18 protein-coding genes are annotated in these 19,839 nt (G+C 47.9%); 4 read left to right on the top strand and 14 right to left on the bottom strand.

The genetic code is table 11. The annotated features are described in order from the left end of the window. Positions 1 to 256, top strand: a 256-nt coding sequence (locus ASG85_RS39485; protein ID WP_235550258.1) for a hypothetical protein, incomplete at its 5' end; no start/stop codon positions are given. 34 nt (positions 257 to 290) lie between these two features. Here ASG85_RS39485 and ASG85_RS30050 read toward each other — a convergent pair. The 4 genes from ASG85_RS30050 to ASG85_RS30040 form a co-directional block, all read right to left on the bottom strand. Next, entirely contained in the window at positions 291 to 605 is a 315-nt protein-coding gene (locus ASG85_RS30050; RefSeq protein WP_057302810.1) for a hypothetical protein, read from the bottom strand. Positions 606 to 890: 285 nt separating this feature from the next. Next, on the bottom strand, positions 891 to 977 hold the full coding sequence (locus ASG85_RS39480; protein WP_268796139.1) for a putative holin-like toxin: 87 nt from the start codon (positions 975 to 977) through the stop codon (positions 891 to 893). A 265-nt stretch (positions 978 to 1,242) separates the two neighbouring features. Then, complete coding sequence (locus tag ASG85_RS30045; protein ID WP_156396913.1) at positions 1,243 to 3,297, bottom strand: ABC transporter ATP-binding protein; 2,055 nt, start codon at positions 3,295 to 3,297, stop codon at positions 1,243 to 1,245. 34 nt (positions 3,298 to 3,331) lie between these two features. After that, positions 3,332 to 5,077 (bottom strand): ABC transporter ATP-binding protein, encoded by a 1,746-nt coding sequence (locus tag ASG85_RS30040; RefSeq protein WP_060648652.1) that lies wholly within the window; start codon positions 5,075 to 5,077, stop codon positions 3,332 to 3,334. Positions 5,078 to 5,771: 694 nt separating this feature from the next. Here ASG85_RS30040 and ASG85_RS38320 point away from each other — a divergent pair. Next, positions 5,772 to 5,948 (top strand): hypothetical protein, encoded by a 177-nt coding sequence (locus tag ASG85_RS38320; RefSeq protein ID WP_156389933.1) that lies wholly within the window; start codon positions 5,772 to 5,774, stop codon positions 5,946 to 5,948. A 71-nt stretch (positions 5,949 to 6,019) separates the two neighbouring features. Here ASG85_RS38320 and ASG85_RS30035 read toward each other — a convergent pair whose 3' ends face one another. The 3 genes from ASG85_RS30035 to ASG85_RS30025 all read right to left on the bottom strand — a co-directional run bounded on the left by ASG85_RS30035 (position 6,020) and on the right by ASG85_RS30025 (position 7,917). Continuing rightward, complete coding sequence (locus ASG85_RS30035; RefSeq protein WP_060648650.1) at positions 6,020 to 6,490, bottom strand: DUF2231 domain-containing protein; 471 nt, start codon at positions 6,488 to 6,490, stop codon at positions 6,020 to 6,022. A gap of 168 nt (positions 6,491 to 6,658) precedes the next feature. Then, positions 6,659 to 7,498: a M56 family metallopeptidase gene (locus ASG85_RS30030; RefSeq protein ID WP_060648648.1), complete on the bottom strand. Its 840-nt coding sequence runs from the start codon at positions 7,496 to 7,498 to the stop codon at positions 6,659 to 6,661. A gap of 2 nt (positions 7,499 to 7,500) precedes the next feature. Next, positions 7,501 to 7,917, bottom strand: coding sequence for a BlaI/MecI/CopY family transcriptional regulator (locus tag ASG85_RS30025; protein ID WP_057302806.1), 417 nt, complete (start codon positions 7,915 to 7,917; stop codon positions 7,501 to 7,503). 163 nt (positions 7,918 to 8,080) lie between these two features. On the opposite strand from ASG85_RS30025, the gene ASG85_RS30020 reads away from it, so the two are divergent. Next, a complete protein-coding gene (locus ASG85_RS30020; RefSeq protein WP_060648646.1) occupies positions 8,081 to 8,851 on the top strand; it encodes a pirin family protein in 771 nt (256 codons plus the stop codon). Positions 8,852 to 8,926: 75 nt separating this feature from the next. Here the strand turns inward: ASG85_RS30020 and ASG85_RS30015 are convergent, their stop codons facing one another. From ASG85_RS30015 to ASG85_RS29985, 7 genes are all read right to left on the bottom strand, one after another. Continuing rightward, complete coding sequence (locus ASG85_RS30015; protein WP_057302804.1) at positions 8,927 to 9,181, bottom strand: hypothetical protein; 255 nt, start codon at positions 9,179 to 9,181, stop codon at positions 8,927 to 8,929. Between the two features lie 59 nt (positions 9,182 to 9,240). Further along, positions 9,241 to 9,708, bottom strand: a complete 468-nt coding sequence (locus tag ASG85_RS30010) for a VanZ family protein (protein ID WP_060648645.1) — start codon at positions 9,706 to 9,708, stop codon at positions 9,241 to 9,243. A 92-nt stretch (positions 9,709 to 9,800) separates the two neighbouring features. Then, entirely contained in the window at positions 9,801 to 12,311 is a 2,511-nt protein-coding gene (locus ASG85_RS30005) for a trypsin-like peptidase domain-containing protein (protein WP_060648644.1), read from the bottom strand. A 237-nt stretch (positions 12,312 to 12,548) separates the two neighbouring features. Beyond that, a complete protein-coding gene (locus ASG85_RS30000) occupies positions 12,549 to 14,903 on the bottom strand; it encodes an FdhF/YdeP family oxidoreductase (protein ID WP_060648643.1) in 2,355 nt (784 codons plus the stop codon). Positions 14,904 to 15,173: 270 nt separating this feature from the next. Then, the gene (locus tag ASG85_RS29995) at positions 15,174 to 15,533 is read right to left on the bottom strand and encodes a DUF2294 domain-containing protein (RefSeq protein ID WP_060648642.1); all 360 of its coding nucleotides are present in this window, start codon (positions 15,531 to 15,533) and stop codon (positions 15,174 to 15,176) included. Between the two features lie 153 nt (positions 15,534 to 15,686). Next, the gene (locus tag ASG85_RS29990) at positions 15,687 to 16,697 is read right to left on the bottom strand and encodes an ABC transporter substrate-binding protein (protein WP_060648641.1); all 1,011 of its coding nucleotides are present in this window, start codon (positions 16,695 to 16,697) and stop codon (positions 15,687 to 15,689) included. Between the two features lie 384 nt (positions 16,698 to 17,081). Beyond that, positions 17,082 to 17,915, bottom strand: coding sequence for a DUF72 domain-containing protein (locus tag ASG85_RS29985; RefSeq protein ID WP_057302799.1), 834 nt, complete (start codon positions 17,913 to 17,915; stop codon positions 17,082 to 17,084). 173 nt (positions 17,916 to 18,088) lie between these two features. Between ASG85_RS29985 and ASG85_RS29980 the strand changes: the two genes are divergently transcribed. Next, entirely contained in the window at positions 18,089 to 19,255 is a 1,167-nt protein-coding gene (locus tag ASG85_RS29980; protein WP_235550257.1) for a winged helix DNA-binding domain-containing protein, read from the top strand. The last annotated feature ends 584 nt before the right edge of the window (positions 19,256 to 19,839 follow it).

The following is a 19,839-nucleotide window of genomic DNA, read 5'->3' as shown; positions in this document are numbered from 1 at the left end:
GTTCGTCAAACTTGCTATGCTTTACCCTCATACGAACAACCTCCGGCTAATTTCATTGTATTTTCTTAGCCTAAAAGTGTCCAACTTAATTAGGGGGCTTTATAGAATTGTTGCAGCATTTACAACAATCTGCGCTTTCCAAGAAGAAATCAAGGAAATTGTTGTACGCAGTACAACTTGCTTTGCCTTATTAATTTCTTCACCACACCCCCTCAACCAAAAATTCTGTAAAAAAAGACGAATGGAAGCCAGTTAAATCAGCCTTCCATCCGTCTTTTTTGTACGAACAACTAGTACCCTCTGCTTCTCCCCTTCGCCAATGCCTGGATGTTGATCCATGAAACAACGATCCCAATCACACGGAAAAGGTACCCCGCTACAGGTATGAAACTCAAGAAAGCCATAGCAATATTGATGACCGTCTTTGTCGTGGTCCCATTGCTTGTAAGTATGGCAAAGACCAGGTTGACGAACACAAGCGGGATCACCCACGAGCACGACCACAAATATACAAACGGAATAAGACCAAGCAAGTATCCGACAGCAATAGCAATTTCGGACAGCAGCTGAAGCAAGTTTAATATTCGAATCGTTTCTGGACGCATGATGCTCCTCCATTTCAAATAGGGAAATATTTCTTATTGTAGCATAGCGCCGACAGATAGTCTTTAGTGCGGTTAAATAGCCTCGTCCGTAGTGGAGTTCATTCTAGTTCAGATGCTGCAACGGCTGTTTCCCTTTTATATTGCGTGTCTAAAGCATACGTAGTATGATTATAATAACAAAGAGACGGTGCGGCCAACACCATCTCCTGCACAGACTTGGGTGTGAATACCCTCCGGGTAGTAACGCAGAGCAGTAACCCACTAGGCCTTCAACCTAAGAGTGGGTTACTTTCGTTTATCGATGTATGTCAATTGCGCCAGTATAAAGCTACCGAACGCAAGCATGATTACAATCGTTTGGAAAGTTTCCATGGCATCACCCTCCTTTCTGGAGGAGAATGCTCACCCAAGGTTGTCCTGTACTAACTTAATATATCATACAAAGTCTACCATTCGGTAGGCTTTTTCTTTACCTCAATTTCCTAAAGGGTAGTGAAACTATTGCTGATCAAATACTAGAAATACGCAACCAATCTGTGCGATCAATGATACGAAAACTGCAATATTTCATATACCGTTTCTTCAATAAAGCCAAAGCCAGCCTCCGGACAATAGGTCCGACGGCTGGCTCCCTGCCCTACAACATGCTGCGCACTTCACTTTCAGCGGCCGAGGCCGTTTCCGAATGTCCCTGCTGCAGCTGGTACATCTGATAGTACCGACCGAGGAGCCCCATCAGCTCCTCGTGATTGCCGCGCTCGACGATCTCGCCATGGTCGAGCACAAGAATCTGGTCGGCGCTTTTAATCGTCGACAGGCGGTGGGCAATGATGAAGGTGGTCCGCCCCTTCGATAGCACTTCGAGCGCGGCCTGAATGATGGCCTCGGTCTCTGTGTCGATGGAAGCCGTCGCCTCATCGAGGATCAAAATCGCCGGGTCGAACGCCAGCGCCCGGGCAAAAGAAATCAGCTGCCGCTGCCCGGCAGACAGCGTGCTGCCCTTCTCAATCACGGGCTCATCGATGCCGTGCGGCAAGCTCTTGAACATCTCATCTGCGCCAACTTCGCGCAGAGCAGCCTCCACCCGTTCCCGGGTGATGGACGGATCGTCCAGGCTAACATTGGACGCAATCGTCCCTGTGAACAGGAACGGATCTTGCAGCACGATGCCCATATGTTGACGCAGCAGCTGTTTGGGCATCTCCCGCACATCGCGGCCGTCCACCGTAATCCGGCCTTCGTTCACATCGTAGAAGCGGAAGAGCAAATTCAAGATCGAGCTTTTGCCCGATCCGGTATGTCCGACAAGCGCCACCGTCTGCCCTTGTTTGGCCTCGAAAGTGATGTCCTTGAGCACATCCTCCCCTTCTTTGTAGGCGAAGCGAACATGCTCGAACTTCACATTGCCCAGATAGCGATCCGATTTCTCCGCAGCCACGTCGATGCCCTGCTCATCAAGCAGCTCGAATACACGGTCAGCGGATACTAGCGCACGCTCCAAATTCGGCAGTTGGTTGACAATTCCGACCATCGGATGAAACATCCGATTTAGATAATCGACGAAGGCGTACAGTACACCAACGGTGATCAATGAGTTGATTGAACTACCCCCGACATACCAGATCAGACCGAAGAAGAACAAATTCCGAACCACATTCATCAGATTATGAGAGGTCAGCGAGTTCAAGCTAAGCAGTTTGTTCTGATATCTCGTATATTCATCGTTCAATTGTTCGAATTCTTGAATCGTTTCCTTTTGCCGGCGAAAAGCTTGTATAATCGTCATGCCTTGAATCGCCTCATTGATCATCCCATTGATCGAACCGATCCTCTCCCGAATTTCATGATTATAGAAGGAGGCATATTTACGGTAAACAATGATCCATACATATAGCAGCGGAATAACCGGAAGTGTGAATAAAGCCAATCTGTAATCTAGAACGAATAAAGCCGCGATGATGCCCACGATATAGATCGTACCTGTAAAAAAGTTCGCAAGCACCTGTACATACAGATCCCTAACTGACTCCGTATCATTTGTAATCCTCGATACAATTTTACCCGCAGGCTGATTATCAAAATAGTTGATCGGCAGTCGCTGAATTTGTGCAAAAACATCACTTCTCATGCGCTGAATAATCCGATTCGCCGCCGATTGAAGTAAATACTTTTGTCCATAGGTAAAGCCTGCACCAATAATGATTAGCAGTAGATACAAGCCTGCAAGCTTCATTAGGCTGTTAAATTCCGGTTTATAAAACGTGTAAAGCTCTTGAATACTCAGTTTCTTAACCGCGTACTCCGCTTTTTCCGTCCCCTGTGTAATTGAAAGCTTACCATCGTCGGCTAGCTTGCGTACGCCATCAAAGGCGATCGGCTGATCCACCCATACGAACTGGCTGCCCACCTGTAAAATGCGAACTTCCTTCCCTTTCGGCTCGCCTTCTGCGAAGTTGTCGCTTCGTTTATATAAAATCCCATTCGCTGGGACTGCCTTGCCAGTCTGCGTCGCAGATGTTGTCTCGTACCACGGCTTCTCGATACCGAGAATGTGTGTATCAATCATCTGTCTCGCGATAAAAGGTCCTGCCAGCTCCGTTGCCACCGCGATCGATAAGAATAACAGTGCAATGAGCAGGGGCTTTTTGAATAACGCCGCGTATTGAAATAATCGCTTACCTGTCTGTTTCAGGGTTCTCACCTTCTTTTCATCGGATATCTATTTACTAAACCTTTGTCTGCTCTTCTAACTGCTGACGGTCATACTGCTCTTTATACCAGCCGCCGAGTGCGACAAGCTGCTCATGCGTACCTTCTTCCACGATATACCCCTCATCCAGCACAAGAATCCAATCCGCGTGTTGAACAGCGGAGAGTCGGTGCGTTGTGATGAGTGTCGTTTTGCCAGCTCGTTCCGACCGGATGCCGCGAATGATTTCAGCCTCTGTTTTGGCGTCCACCGCAGATAGCGCGTCATCCAGCATGAGAATTTCGGGGTCTACATAAAGTGCCCGTGCGATCGAAACGCGCTGTTTCTGGCCGCCGGATAAGGCAACGCCTTTTTCACCTACCAACGTTTGAAGACCTTCCGGTAAGAACTCTACGTCCTTGCGGAAAGCGGCTAGCTCAAGTGCCTGCAATAGCTCTTCCTCGGTTCCTTGGCTGCGTCCAAACATAATGTTCTCTTTCACTGTTTTGGAGAAAAGAATCGGCTCTTGCGGCACGTAACCCATCCAGCCATGAAGAGTGTCAATGGTTAACTTCTCGATTGGCGTTTCTGATATAGCAATCGCACCTTGACCTAATGGATACTCTCTCAGCAGCTGTTTAAGCAGCGTTGTTTTGCCGCTTCCAGTACGTCCTACAATTCCGAGCGTCTGTCCACGCTGTAGATGAAAATTAATATTCACCAAGTTATCAATAGAAGAAGAAGGATAGCGGAAGGTTACTTCTTTAAAACTAATCGAATTCGGCAGCAGCAGTGTCGTCGCTTTTGGGTCTTCTTTTACATCCGGCTTGTAACCAAGTGTTTCATTAACCCGATCAAGGGAGGCATTCCCGCGCTGCATAATGTTCATCAACTCGCCAATTGCGAACATCGGCCAGATTAGCATCCCAAGGAATGTATTGAAGGACACGAGCTCTCCGAGAGTCAGTTCACTGTGAAACACTAAATATCCGCCGTAACATAATCCGATTAAGTAGGAAATGCCTACTAGGATTTTGACCGTTGGTTCAAAAAGGGCGTCGATCACCGCAACCGCAATATTTTTGCGATATACATCGTCTGTCATTGTTTTGAAGCTTTGTTCACTGGCTTTCTCTTGTACAAAAGCGCGAATAACGCGAACCCCGGCTATCGTCTCCAACACCCGATCATTCATTTCTCCAAAAGCATTCTGAGCGAGCAAGAATCTCTCGTGGATACGCCCCCCATAGATCGTAATCGCAACTGCCATAATCGGCAGCGGGAGAATCGAAGCGAGAGTCAGCTTCCAGCTAATAAAGAAGCCCATCATACTTAGGATGGTAAGCATAAATAACGTCGAGTCTACGAAGGTCAAAATCCCAAAGCCCGCTGTCGTCGACACCGCTTGCAGGTCATTCGTTGCTCTCGCCATCAGATCACCCGTGCGATTGCGCTCATAGAAGGTAGGCGTCATCCGCAGCAGCTGCCTCATCAACCGAGACCGAAGAATACGTTCCAGTACGAATGCTCCGCCAAATAGCTGATACAGCCAGACGTAGGATAACCCATACCCAGCTACAATTAACGCCCCCCAAAAAGCGAGCAATTGGATCAATTTACTGCCAGTCAAAGTTCCCATGTGTATACCATCAATCGCGTAGCCAATCAATTTCGGTGGAATTACATCAATGATTCCAACAATAATAAGCAGTCCAATAGCGATCGTATAACGAATCCAATTCATCCGGAAAAACCAAGCTAACTTTTTTAATACCGTAAACATGTAATGATGTCACTCCTCTCAAATGGTGCTGTCCAAAATGACCTAAATCCACACAAAAAAGGCACACCGCACGCAGCGATATGCCTTCTATGAAACAGAAAAGCGCTCGTTACGAACTTCTTCGTAACCCGCGCTTTTAATTAGCGTATGTGAAGGGGCGGCAGCAGCCGAACAAGCACAAATCATGCGCTTCCGGCTAACAATCGGGTTACAAAATATGAAATTGTATGGTTTTTATTTGTAAATCTGCGATGGGCAATAGGATCCATAACCATATCAATCATTTTTGAAACCCTCCTTTAGTGTTGTTGTAAGTAGGCTTGCATTCGTAACTGTTTTCTTTTCCAAAAGTTGTATATTCGTGCTTACAGAGGTGATCTTAACATCCTTGACGAGTCTGTGTCAACCGGATAGAAAGACTATAAACGAACTATCTTACCTCGACATTTCGGATGCATTTACTCGCCTTTTAACCCCTTTGAATTGTCACACATGTTTCAAAATATGGCGGCATATCCATAGTATATAGGTTCATAGCGCATAGGACCAACGCTTACCAAGGATAAACGACTCCGTCATCCTTCTGGGACGAGTGCGTTTGTCAAGACTAATGACGCGAAGTGTAATAAAACTTATACTTTCTTATCTACGAAGATAGCTTTCCTACGGAAAGCTTTAAGGGGAGTGGATGTGCATGGTCGATCAAGTGTTTGCTCTGATGGGTTGGATTGTCGTTTTTGGAGTTATTATTGGTGGAGTCATCGCAGGCATCGCGCGCTTTGTCGAAAGGGATTCGATACAGTACGATATGATATTTTTGTGGGAACATCGTTATACACTGGAGGAGCTGGAGTTGGTTCGGGACAAGTAGCTCTGACTCTGCCATTCATAACAATAAAAGGGCTATCCACAAGGCTGCAAGCCTCTGGTTAGCCCTTTTCATTATTTCGCTGGTGCAGTGGATGCTGCTGGAGTTGCTCCTGGTGATGCAGCTGGAACAGCCGTCTTCGCCGGAACCGGTTTATGTACCATTTGTCCGCCAATGTGCCCTGTATAGCCAACAAGGATAACTGCCGCGAGTGAACCAACCAAGTAGATTGGGTTACGACCCAATTCTTTCTTTTTCCAGATCAGTAAGCCAACACGTACAATCGCCAACACGATTGACAAAAACATCGTTAATTTCGCATAAAACTCATGCGGAACCACTAGTGGATTACGCCATGGTGATGGACCAGTTAGGACACTTGCGATAGCCCCAAGCGCACCCACAACTAGGCAAAGCATGCCAGCGGAGTGCCATTCGCGTTTTTTCGCGATAAGTGCGATTAAGTCAAAAATAAAGCTAAAAACAAGAAGTGCGATGGGTACATGTGTTACGATGTAGTGTAAATTTTTCAAGATATAATCCATTAATCTCTCTCCCCCATATTAAAAGCTATGTACGATTTCACACTACAAAGTGTAGTTTTGGATATCCGAAAAGTCAAGACTTTTCTGCATTTTTTGTCGAAGCCCGTCAACTTATCTGACATGGCTCCGACTGTTACCTGTAATCCATTAGTATCAAGGTATCCTATCTTAGATAAGTCCCACAAGTAAAATAATTGTTAAGAGCGAAATGAGCAGCCGAACGAAGGGCCATTTGAATGAGATTTTCATCTGTGGATCGAGAATATGCATGATGCGTACATTCATTGATGTTTCTGCGAATGAGGCGTGAGATAAGGATACATGCGGTGCTGGTGCTTGTTTGAGTAGCTTGAGGAGAGCACTGCCTAGATGTGCAGACTGGTTCATTTGTGTAATGGCATACTTGTCTGCCCGAAGTTCAATCATAATGGGGTATTTATCTGCCATCCAAGCGAATATCGGAATGTACCACATCGACTTGGATATCATCGTAAGCAGGAAGATCGCGAGTGGATCTCTGTGCCTCATATGGCACTTCTCATGCTCGATAACTGCGCACAGCTCGTTAGGTTCCAACATGTCCATAAGTCCGGAAGATAAGATCACCCGCGGCTTCCACAGCCCTATCGTCATCGCGATGGGAGCTTTGTATGAAATGATCTGGATCTGACCTTCGCCAAGTTGAAATTTATTGCGGTATTTCTCTGATAGATGAGGGTCATGATACATCTCTACGAGCTTCATTGCTTTAATGGAGCCGAGGGCATGCCGAGCAGAGATCCACAGGATTGCACTAAACGAGTAAAGAATAAGAGCGTTCACCACATTCCAAGCAATGGGTGCAGGTACATGAAGATCTTTAAATAAAATAACGCACAAATCAAATATATTATATAACAATTTCCATTTAAAAATATGTTGAAGAGCAAAGAGTAACATCTGTCCTAAAATAGCCCCCGATAACGCAAGCGACGCTGCATACAACCATTTAAACCGTGTTTCCATCATCGTTATCGATCCTTTTTGATATCTTTAATTTTTTGTTCCAGCTTGTCAAGCAGATCGGGGTCTACTTTATCAAGCGCATCCACCATATGGGTGACTGCCAAAGAACCAAATTCTTCGATTAGGTCAAAAGTAAGCTCTTTGGATTGGGTTTCCATGAACTCATCTCTTGTAACAACAGGTTTGTACTTAAAAGATCTTACAACGGATTTCTTTTGCAGAATTCCTTTGTCTACCAAGCGATTCATAACGGTCATTACGGTATTAAAATTAATGATTTTAGCTTGATCCAACTTCTGTTGGACATCTTTAATCGTCATTTCAAGGGAGTTGGTCCAGAGAATTTCCATAATCTTTGCTTCTAAGGGGCCGAAAAAGCGGTTAAGTCCGCTTCCTTCATATTTAAAGTTTTGCATTTTCATTATAGTCACACTCCTTACATAAGAAATTGTAGATCGGGGTAGATGTGAAGTCAAGATCTACCCAAGTTTGGTAAGCGACAGGCTTTGACAGCCAGATAGAAAAGACGTATAATACTTACATATAGTAAGTAATTAAATATTTTATAGTTAAGGGGCTGCTACTATGAAAATCCAAGTATTTTCAGCTGAGCAACAGGGCGTTGGCGCTTTTGACGGAGGAAAGTTCCTGGAACAACGAGCTATCAGCTTTCCGGGAGAGAAAACGGCTGTTGACCGCGTCGGTTCCTTATTCTACTGGGCATGGGGCAAAGCTTCGGAAGTATCGGAGATCGGTATGCATCCTCATAAAGCGTTCGAAATTGTCACCTATGTAATTGATGGTCTCGTAGAACACAAAGATTCCCTTGGTTCCTTGGAAACAGTGACAAACGGCGGTGCGCAAGTCATTCAAGCCGGTTCCGGCGTTTATCACGCAGAGGCGTTCCGCAGAGCAGGCAGCGAAGCAATGCAAATCTGGTTCGAGCCTCACCTTAGTGAGACCGTGAAAAAGCCTGCCACTTACAATCAATATGACCATGAGAAATTCTCAATCAGCCAAAATGGGGGAACAACGATGAAAACCGTTATAGGCGGAGATTCTCCAATTAAGCTCGATACGGACGTTAATATGTACGATTGGACCCTTGAGCCTGGTTCCGAGTTCAGCTACACACTTACGCCAAGCCGCCCGCTAGCCTTCCTCGTTATTCAAGGGCAGGGTACAAGTGAAATCGCCGCGGAGAAGCTTCAAGCATGGTCCCACAAAGACTTCGCGATAGTTCAAGCTACTACTGAAGGTGAAGCTCTTCACCTGAGAGCTGATAGCAATCAAGGCCTGCGTATCATAGCTATTGAAGTGCCGGAAGATCCGGGCTATACGTTATATCATAAATAAGCAGCAGATAAGCAAGGAGATAAGTAGCAGAAACGCAACAGCCCCGTTCCTTTGTAGGAATCGGGGCTGTTTATATTATTGGTTACTCTGAAGCCTTGCCTTTTCATCGTTTAGTGATTGGACGGCTTGCTGCACGGCTGGTGAATCAGATTGATCCGTCGCCTGCTCTAGCGCTCTTTCCGCATGAGTGATTGAATTCTGGGCCTCTTCGGTCGTCTGCGACGTTGGATGAGACATCGCACGAGAAACGGCTGCGTGAACATTCTCCACCGAATTTTGCGCTGAGGATATCGGATTTTGTGATTGTAGACTTGAATCAGGCTGTGTCATGGTGATTAATTTCCTCCTCTGGGGTTAATTCGTTACACCCGCTATGTTGAGGCATTTACTCACATTTTATACCTTCTATTTGATTCTCTTCCCTCTAAGCCTCGTCTAAAAGCCGCGAAAAGAACAAAGGTTATACTGGCGCCAAGCCCATTCAATATCACATCATCGACATCAAAACTGCCTACCCGCAGCAGCATTTGCAGCAATTCCAAGCCCACAAGAGGACATCCAAAGTACAGGAGGAATGTACGGTAACGTATTGCGGAGCGAAATAAATAAGGCAGTAAAAAACCATAAGGAAGGAAGACTCCAATATTGCCAAACAAATTGATGATCCAAGTCCGGCTAGAAAACGAATCAACATGCAGCACATACATACGGATTGTCCGAAAAGGGACAACATTGTAAGCAAGTGGACCTGTAGTGTGCATATGCCGACCGAACCCTAGAAACATCCAATATAGCAAAATGCTCGTGTAGCCTATGAAAAGCAGCCAGATGAGCGTCCGAGCGAGCTTGATATTCATGTGTCAGTATCCCCTTTATGAATCCAGCTAAGGTTAGCAAAGAAACCTCCCTTCAGCCTGGACCGATGAGAGGTTTCTAGATTAGCGCAGCTCTATTTTTTCACACCATCTAAAAATTTGAACGACTCAAAAGCCTTATTGAGCCGAGCCTGATTGGCTTCGGTGCGGACCGCATCATCCATACGGAGCGTTGCCGTGTAAGAAATATTATTTTGATTGAAAATATAGATCGTTTCCTTGTAAGGAATCTTGGCACTTGCATAGCTGATCTCATACTTTTTGACTTTCACATCACCGAAAAGCGAGATTTCCTCATCGGTAAACGTATAGTCATTATCGTTATCGTGACTTTTCTTCTGAGCGGCATCTTCCTCTTTAACCATCTCATCGTAAGTCGTTTTCGTTTCTGCACCTACGCTTAAGTACCCGCCTGTAAAGAGGAACGTCTTATTCACTTGATCTTTGTTATCGTACGAGTTGCTGCTGGTCCAGATCTCTGGAATTTGCAGCGCGTATTTAAATTTCTCATTTTTGTAAGTTACTGTACGATTGGGATCCATGAGCTCATCCAGATCTTGAATGAAGCCAAGCTCTTGATCCATGCTGTCTTTGTCCACTTTGATCGTATCCGTTAAGGTTTTCAAGAGATCCTCTAGAGAAGCCCCCTCTTCTTCTTGCGGATAATTCACATCCACCTCATATTTGTACTTATCCTTAATAAAAAGGAGGGAAAAGCCTGCGCTCCACTTACTCCCTAACGTACTCGCATAGGTCACTTTCAGAGCAGGCACACCGGCAAGAGTTAGCTCCTCGGGTTCTTCCATACTGCGGTATTTCGGGGCATATGAAGCTTCAAACTGCTTACGCTGCCGATCCGCCCACGCTCCCAATGTATCACCGGATGAGACTGAGGTTACACCGACATGAAGTATTTGGGAATAGTCATCATTAAAGAATGAGGAGCCGCCCGTATAACCGCCTTGCTGCCAATTGGAGGGCAGATCAAAGGATAAGCCATACTCATTCGTGTAGGATGTATTGCCGCCAGAGTAGACTGAAATGTCTTTAAGCGACTCATCTTTTTCATTAAAGGAAAGCTTAAAGCTATCCAGCAGATCGTTGTAGCTATTCTGCTTAAAATTGTTATTGTAATGCTCTTTCGATACAAATAATTGCACCGTATATAAGTTGCCTTGGTGAAGGTATCCACGGGTCTGGATATAGCCTTCATCCCCTGAACGACCGACAATTTTGGCATAGGGATTACCTTCACGCTTCACATACTGACGCTCCAAAATAGTTGAAGCCGCGCCGGAATAATCATCCTCATCGTTACCGGCCAATCTGTTCAGAAGTGCTGAAGGTGACAGCTCGTCGCTTTGATTGCTCTCCACTTTAATCGATAGGGAGAAATCCCCCTTGGCATCCACGAAACTGACGGAGTCGCCATCATCGGACTGATGACCTTTCACTAAGCCCGCCGGGTATTTCATGGACCAACCGTAGTGGCTGTCGCCGATTTTCGTTTTGCCGCGGTCCGCATCCAAGTAAGAACCCTCAGCATCCTGCGAACTTTTCATTTCCTGTTGCTGAGCCTCTCCGAGTGTAACCGACTTCGATTTGGTGGCATTACCAGATTGAATGGTTATTTCGATCGTTTCACCCGGCAAATACTTCTTAATCGCCTCATTGTAATCCACCAGCGTCTTCACTTTACTTGCACCGATCGATACGAGTAGATCATCTTGCTGAATGCCAGCCCCTGCCGCTGGTGAATCGGGATCTACGTATGCAACTCTTAAGCCCGTAGAACTCGGTAAACCAACAACCGCTTCCCAGCTTTCTTCCAGCTCCAGACCGAGATAAGGGCGTTTTACTTTGCCGTAAAGCTGAAAATGCTTTAATACATATTTGACGGTATCCACTGGAATCGCGAACCCCAGATTTTCGACGCCGATATCCGCATATTTCATCGTATTAATACCAATGACTTCGCCGTTCATGTTGATCAAAGCGCCCCCGCTGTTACCAGGATTAATGGCCGCATCCGTCTGAATAAGCTGATATTGCGAGTTCACAGAGCGGTCAAGCCCGCTGACAATCCCAACGGTGACGGAGTTCCTAAGGGCAAAAGAAATCGGAGTCCCGATTGCCGCAACGGTTTCACCAACTTTAATATCAGAGGAAGAGGCGAATTTCGCAGGCGATAAGCCGGTGGCATCGATTTTGACCAAGGCTAAATCGCTCTCCTCGTCGATATTCGTTGCACGTCCGCTATAAGTTGTACCGTTCGACGTAACGACGACGATATTCTTCATATCCTTGACCACATGTGCATTCGTCACGATAACGCCATTCGATTCCACAATGACACCCGTGCCGTGTGCGAGATTAAAGCGGTTCTTGTCTAAGGATTTATCCGAATCAGATGAAGGCTTTCCGATAATGGCTACAACGGAAGGTGATGTCTTCTCAATGACCTTCGGAACCTCCGCATTCACTTCGGCTGCATAAGATGGCGCAGGACCCTGAAGAGAAACAAGTAAGAAGGCTGCGAGCAGCACGGTGATCCCTTTTTTCGTAAAAGTATTCCAATTCCCCATTGTTGTGTTCCTCTCTTAACAAAAGATGGCAATAGCTAGAATCTAGCATAATTAAGATAGAGAAACAATACAAATATTTCCACAAAAAGAGGGCTTAATCGACATTCCGTTATGCGTTCGGGGTGTGTATTCACCGATAATTGATCCCTACGGATGAAGCCAACAACCGCAAACCCTAGATCTCAAGCCAAGCGAAGTGCCAGATCTGTCGGGGCAGATTTCGACAAAAGATTAGCTTCACTCCACTTCTGTCTCCAGCTCTTGGATCCGTTTCTCAACGTAGCGTGTATCCTTGTGAGCATGGTAGGTTTCTGCCTTCTCTACAATGACTGCCGTGTTATACTCCGGGATGCCTGCATACTGCTCATACACGCCTTTGGGTATCAAGGAGTTGCCTTCAGGCCAATGCACCTCAATGTTGCCTGGTTTTACGTCGGCACGCTTAACTCTTCCGTGCATGCTGCCGTAGCTGTTGTAGATGACAATCGCCTCTCCTTCATTCAAAGAGAGAGCGCGAGCGTCGTCGTTATGAATAAGCACATCGTAGCGATCTGCTTCATTGAATGGATCGATGTCGCTGTAGATCATCGAATTGAACTGCTTGCCGCGGCGCGTCGTCACCGCGAAATGCCCTTCCGGCTTCCGCAGCTCCGGAAGTTCGATCGGCAGCAGCGCACCGCGGCCATCCGGCGTCGGACAGACGCCGTCCTCGCACAGCCACGCGCCGCCGTATTGAAACACATCACCGCGCTCACGCAGGTGTTGGATGCCATTGTAGCTCGGCGCGGCTAGAGCAATTTCCGCGCGGATGGCTTCTGCGCTGCCGCAGCCCAGCTGCTCGGCGGCATCCGGTTTCACGCGGCGGGCGAGATCCACGTAAATCGCCCATTCCGCGCGGGCTTCGCCGATGCGGGGGCCGGCGATCTCGGGCGAGAAGTACACCATCCGCTCCGTGGAGGTGGACGTGCCCCCTCCGGGCTGCTCGTAACGCGTCATCGCGGGCAGCACCACCACAGCCTCCCGCGCGTCAAGCAGCGTGGAGGTATTCAAGATGATGTCCTGGTGAACACGGACATCGATGCTTGTGAGAGCCTCGCGGACGAATGCCGGGTCCGGCATCGTCTCGAGGAAGTTGCCGCCGGATGTGTAGAACATCCGGAGCTTCCGCTCCTGCTCCTCAGGCAGGAGCGCGTTCTCTAGGGTGACACCGACGATGTCACCCTGCCATTTCGGCAGCTCGAACCCCCAGAGCTGCTCGATTCTTGCGCGGTCGGCGGCGTTGGCGATTTCGCCGCCCGGCAGGCTGAAGGGATCGGCGCCCATTTCGCCGGATCCCTGTACGCCGCTGTGGCCGCGGATGGGCATCAGCCCGCAATGCTCGCGGCCGAGGAAGCCTCGCAGGAGGGCGAGATTCGCCACCTGCGAGATGTTGTCCGTGCCGAAGCGGTGCTGTGTGAGCCCCATGCTCCACACGAAAACCGCGCTCTTGGCACGCGCCAGCAGCTCCGCGAACTCGCGCATGCGTTCACGGGTGAGGCCGGACGACTGCTCCAGCGTCGTCCAGTCCTGCTGCGCCACGTGGGCGCGCAGCTGCTCTAGCCCGTTCGTGTGCGCCTGCACGAACGCATGGTCAATCGCGGAGCCCGGCTCACGCTCCTCCATCTCGAACCATATCTTCATGACGCCGTTCATGAAGCCGATATCCCCGCCGATGTTCACTTGATACACATCGTCGGCCAGCTTCGTCCCGAATAACGCTGATTCGGGTATCGAAGGAATCCAGTACTGCTCCATGGACGGCTCGTAGTACGGGTTAATGACAACGATCTTCGTCCCTTTGCGCTTGGCCGCGTACATATACTTCGTCGAGACCGGCTGATTATTCGCGGCCACGCTGCCCCAGAACACAAGGACGTCCGTGCCGATCCAGTCCTTGTAATTACACGTCGAAGCGCCCACGCCAACGGAGCGCTTAAGTGCCGTCTTCGACGGAGAGTGGCAAATACGCGAGGCGTTGTCGATGTTGTTCGTACCGAGCAACCTTGCCACCTTCGCTGCCACATAGTACGACTCGTTCGTAATCCCCCGAGCCGTCAAGTAAAAAGCCATCTGCTTCGGATCAATCGCACGCATCTTTTCTGCAATCGTGTCCAGAGCCTCATCCCATGTGGCTCGGCTAAATTTCCGCTCCCCATGGCGGCGGATGAGCGGATAAGGGATACGCCCGAGCTGTCTGAGCTCAGTGCTGCTCATGCGGCTCAGCTCGTCAATGTCTGCATGCAGCAACTCCTCGCGAATCGCCGGCATCGTGTTCAAACGCAGCACATTCAGCCGCGTTGTACAGAGATGCGGCCCTGCCAGCGTTTGGTCGTAGAGGCCTGACACGCCTAGCGCGCAGCCATCGCACACGCCTTGCGTCAGAATGCGATACGCATAGGGCAGATTATCGCGATTCTGCCAGGCGATTTTTGCCGTTTCGCGAATATGCTGCGGCTTTATTTTCCCGAGGCCGAACGGCACCTTGCTGACCCACAGCTTCGGATCTGGTTTAGCGGGCAGCTTGATTGGCCCCGTATGCTTCGTTTTCCCCATATTAAGAACGCTCCTTAGTTCTATTTTTCAACTCTTCCACTCTTCCCCCTACTCCGTACACCCAATAGCTGCCCTATCGCACCCCAGCAAGCAAAAAACCACCGCAAAACACTCCCCAGACCTCCTCTCATTAGAGGAAGCCTCAAGTCATGTCTCACAGTGGTTAGTCTCCGGCAGGTTCGCTACCAAGTGCCAAGCACCTTAACCTATGTATATGCTGCTAATAGAGCTATTATTTAACCGAAAATAGAAGCACTTTTTACACCATATCTACTTACAAAACTTCTTTTCCAAATCCTGATCAAAAACGAACACCGACATCCCCTCATCCAGCTCAATATCGATATCGACGAACAGCTTAACGAACTTCGCGCCAAGCAGCTCCTCCATCTCGACAGGGGGGTGTTCTTTATAAATCTCTTTCACCATTTCCGTGCGAGCCGTGCGGAGCATTTGCCTGCCATCGCCGGTTTTCGCTATAAACTTTTCAACGGGAGAGAGGTTTCCTGCCATTTCGCATATCGCCCAGCACTTACAAAAGGTCGTCATCACGCGCTCCGGCCCCTTGCCCATATGCTTTTTGCGATAAGCTTTCACCAGGTTACTAAATTCGGCCTCCATTCGGTTCATCGGCCAGCCACCTTTATATTTACTGCTTCAATCATAGCAAGAAAGCGTATACCTGACAACTGAACCGCTAGACTCATTTAACAAGGATAAACGACTCCGTCGTCCTTCTGGGACGAGCGCGTTTGTCAAGGTAGATGATCTGCTTTAAGCGAATTATTTTTTCGGAAAATATTTCTCCAGGTCATCCAGCAATAAATTAGCCGCTTTAATTCCGCCTGCTGTATTCCAAACCGCATCACTTACCTTGTGCACCTTACCTTGTTTCACGACATCGAGGTTTTTCCAAAGCGGATCATTCGTCCATTCTTGCTCAATTTTATTCGCTTCGCCCTTTTCGTTATCCCATGTGAAATAGAATAGAATGTCCCCATTCATATCCGGAATACGTTCTTTCGTCAGATCATCTGCGAATTTATCTTGATTCTGCGAAGCTGGCCGTTCAAAGCCCAGTTTATTGAGAATAACCCCTGAGAACGTATCCTTCATATAAATACGAACTTTACCCGGCATAAAACGAACAATCGATACCTTCGTCTTTAACTGATTGCCTGCTTTTGCTTTGAAATCTATGATACGCTTCTCGAAATCTCCAATGATTTTATCGCCTTCAGCTTTTTTGTTCAAAGCTTCTGCATACAGTTTGAAGTTGATCTGCCAATCGCCTGAAAGTCTCTCCGAAAATACGGTGGGAGCAATAGCTGACAGCTGCTCGTACACTTTTTCCTGACGCACCTTATTTCCGATGATTAGATCAGGCTTTAAAGAAGCGATCATTTCTAGATTTGGTTGGTTTTCGTCCCCAACTATTTTCACGCCTTCCATATCCGCTTTGATATGATCATACCAATCCCCTAATGTAAAAGACTTCACCGCACCAACAGGCTTAATCCCCATCGAGAGAACGGCTTCCGTACCTTCATTTGTTAACACGACAACCTTTTGGGGAGTGCCTTTTATCTTTGTTTCTCCCATGGCATGTTTAACGGTATATTCTTCCAACTGAGCGGGCTGACTTTCTTTCTTCGTATTCGTGGTAGCTGCAGCATCCGACTTCGAATTGTCTGTTTGTTGTCCGCAACCAGCTAGGATCAGCATGATCATCGTAGTAAGAATAAGCAGCTTAACTCCATATGTACGATTTGCAGCAGAAAAATGGGTATGCATAAATAGTTATCTCTCCTTCAAATTTCATGAGAATGATTATCATTATCTATAACATCCTAATTCCTTTACTATCAAATGTCAATATCTCTACAGGCAAAAAAAAGACCAACCTTCATTTGAAGGCTGGCGCTTTAACACTCAATTTTGTAAATCAATGTCTCTATCTTCAATCGTTATCCTCTTCATCCCATTTACGGGAGTACGCTTTCTTCGTTACCCAGAATGTCAGACCCACTATGATCAAAAGGGCAATAATACCTAAGATGATGGCACCAACCATTGTCTAACTCTCCTTACTTGCTTATACTCAGCCTCAATTACTTATAACCCTTACTATAGCCCGAAAATCTGTAAACACGCAAACAAACAAGCCTTTTTCAATTGCTAAAACAAATCCAACTGACGTGGTCCCAGCCCTTCATATTCTAAACCGAGCAGCCCCATCAATTCCTTGGCATTCCCTGCGGCATGTCCGCCTGAATTGTTATTGAAGATCACGCATACCTCCCGCGTATGCTCCTGAAGCGCTAGCAGCCACGTCTTCCACTCCAGCAGCTCTTGCTGATTGTAATGGTATAAGTACCGTACGTCACGCCAGTTCGCCTCGTTGTTTTGCACCCAACCGCCAATATTGCGGCCGTGGAATCGAACCATCGTCATCTCAGGGTGTGTAACCTCCAGCACGGTAGGCACCGAACCAATCCCGGCCTGCGGCTCATCACAGATGCTATGCATCCAACCCTCTCGCCGCATAAAGGTGAGCGTCTTTTCACGCATTTCCTCCGTAAACCAGCTCTGATGGCGGAATTCCAGCGCTACGGGTACATCGCCCATCTTCTCTTTAGCATCACGAAGCACCTCCACATTCGTCTTGTTGCAATCAAACCAAGGTGGGTACTGAAACAGAACAGCTTTAAGCTTCCCCGCTTCTTGAACAGGTCGAATCGATTGTAAGAAAGCCTCAAACATTTGCTCCATCCCGCCGGCAAAAGGATTCTCTCCCCGCAGATGGCCCGTCATTCCTTGGTATGCCTTAATAATGAATCCAAAGCGTTCTGGGGTCTCTTGGTTCCATTTTAAATAATTACGTTCCGGTTGGATAGCGTAAAAAGAAGTATCCACTTCCACAATCGGAAAGTGTGCGCCATACTCCCGCAGCTTCCCTTTGCTGCCGCCTAACTCATGGTCGCCCCATCCGGCTAGACCGATGTTGATCATGCCCTTCACCTCTCGGATAATCGTTAACTCCATTGTAGCGTTCTAATACCAACAGAAACAACTTGTCTGGTCATAAACCAGGCATATCTCCCTGACATTACGTTGTCAGTAAGTTGTTATATAATGGAATTTATATAGCGAATGATCGTTCAAATCATAGGAGGCACATCCACATGTCGTTAATCAATTCTTCAGACGAGGGCTGCGCTAAAATGGACATTTCTAAACCCGCCATGACCGGCTTTGCCAACCATACCCTCAGTCAGCGTGCCTTAAACCGAGCACTACTAGCTCGGCAATTGCTCCTCGAGCGCTCGGACATGCCCGTCCTCCAGGCTGTCCGGCACCTCGTCGGTCTGCAGGCGCAAGCTCCTAACCCACCCTATGTGGCGTTGTGGACTAGACTGCAGAACTTTCGCCATGAGGAGCTGTCTCAGCACATCATGGATAGAAGCATTGTGCGCATCGCCATCATGCGCTCAACAATCCATCTCGTCACGGCCGAAGACTGCCTGACGCTGCGCCCCGTCCTGCAGTCCGTGCAGGACCGCGCCTTAAAGGGCACGTTCGGCAAGAAGCTTGCCGAACTGGATCTAGACGCGCTCGCCGCCGCCGGGCGAGCGTTCCTCGAGGCGCAGCCGCTCACCTTCAGTGAGCTCGGCAAGCGCCTTCAAGCCAAGTGGCCGCAGCGCGATGCCACGGCTCTGGCTCAAGCGGTGCGCTGCAGCCTGCCGCTTGTTCAGGTGCCGCCCCGCGGCATCTGGGGCGCCAGCGGACAGGCCGCCCACACCACAGCGGACGCTTGGCTCGGCCGCCCGCTGGCACAAGGGCAAGACCCCGAAGCCATGCTGCTGCGCTACCTGGCGGCCTTCGGACCTGCATCCGTCAAGGATATGCAGGTCTGGTCCGGGCTTACTCGGCTGCGCGAGGTGATTGAGCGGCTTCGCCCAAGCCTGCTCTCCTTCAGCGACGAGCAAGGAAACGAGCTGTTCGACCTGCCGGACGCTCCTCGGCCGGACCCTGCAATCCCAGCACCGCCGCGTTTTCTATCGGAGTTCGACAACATGCTCCTGTCCTACGATGATCGCACCCGCATCATGCGCGATGAAGACAAGCATCAGGTGTTCACAGACAATGGCATCATCCGGGCCACGCTGATTGTCGATGGTTTTGTTCGCGGCATTTGGTCCATCACCCAGAAACGCAAATCGGCTATTTTGACCATCAACTTATTCGAGCCATTATCCCAAGTTGAACACATAGAAGTTGCTGCGGAAGCGACACGGTTGTTTGAGTTCATCGCTCCTAATGCCGATACACGAGATATTCTCTTTCAATGAGAAAACCTCTATCGAGGCCTTTCGAAGATGAGCGACCGCGTTTAACGAGGTGAGACTTTGGTCTACGACCAAAGATCCCTATAAGCGGAGAGACTTTGGTCTACGACCAAAGATCCCTATAAGCGGAGAGACTTTGGTCTACGACCAAAGATCCCTATATTAGGTTTTATAGCCAATAAGAAAACGGTTTTCGGGTAACGAAAAACTCTTATGTGGTCAAAAAAAATAAACCCCGACTGCCCTCGAGGTTTACTATTTTTATGGAGACTATGGTTTTATGGACTACTGATTTCCAATGTGCCTTTTATTTTACCCAGGTTAAGCCTAGGTTGGGTTCGTACAATTTATCACTAAATAGCTTAATCAAAGGGGGATTGTTGTATGTTATACAACAATAAGATTAGCTTTTCCCCGTTTTCCCGACGATTGTTGTAGAAAATGCAACAATTTCTCCCAAATATCGCTCTATTTGATGAAATGAAGCTAAATTCTATAAAGCCCCCTAATTAAGTTGGACACTTTTAGGCTAAGAAAATACAATGAAATTAGCCGGAGGTTGTTCGTATGAGGGTAAAGCATAGCAA

This window comes from Paenibacillus sp. Soil724D2, assembly GCF_001427935.1.
Classification (GTDB): domain Bacteria; phylum Bacillota; class Bacilli; order Paenibacillales; family NBRC-103111; genus Paenibacillus_E.
Note: the sequence above shows the minus strand (reverse complement) of the source record. Positions and strands in the feature narration are given on the sequence as shown.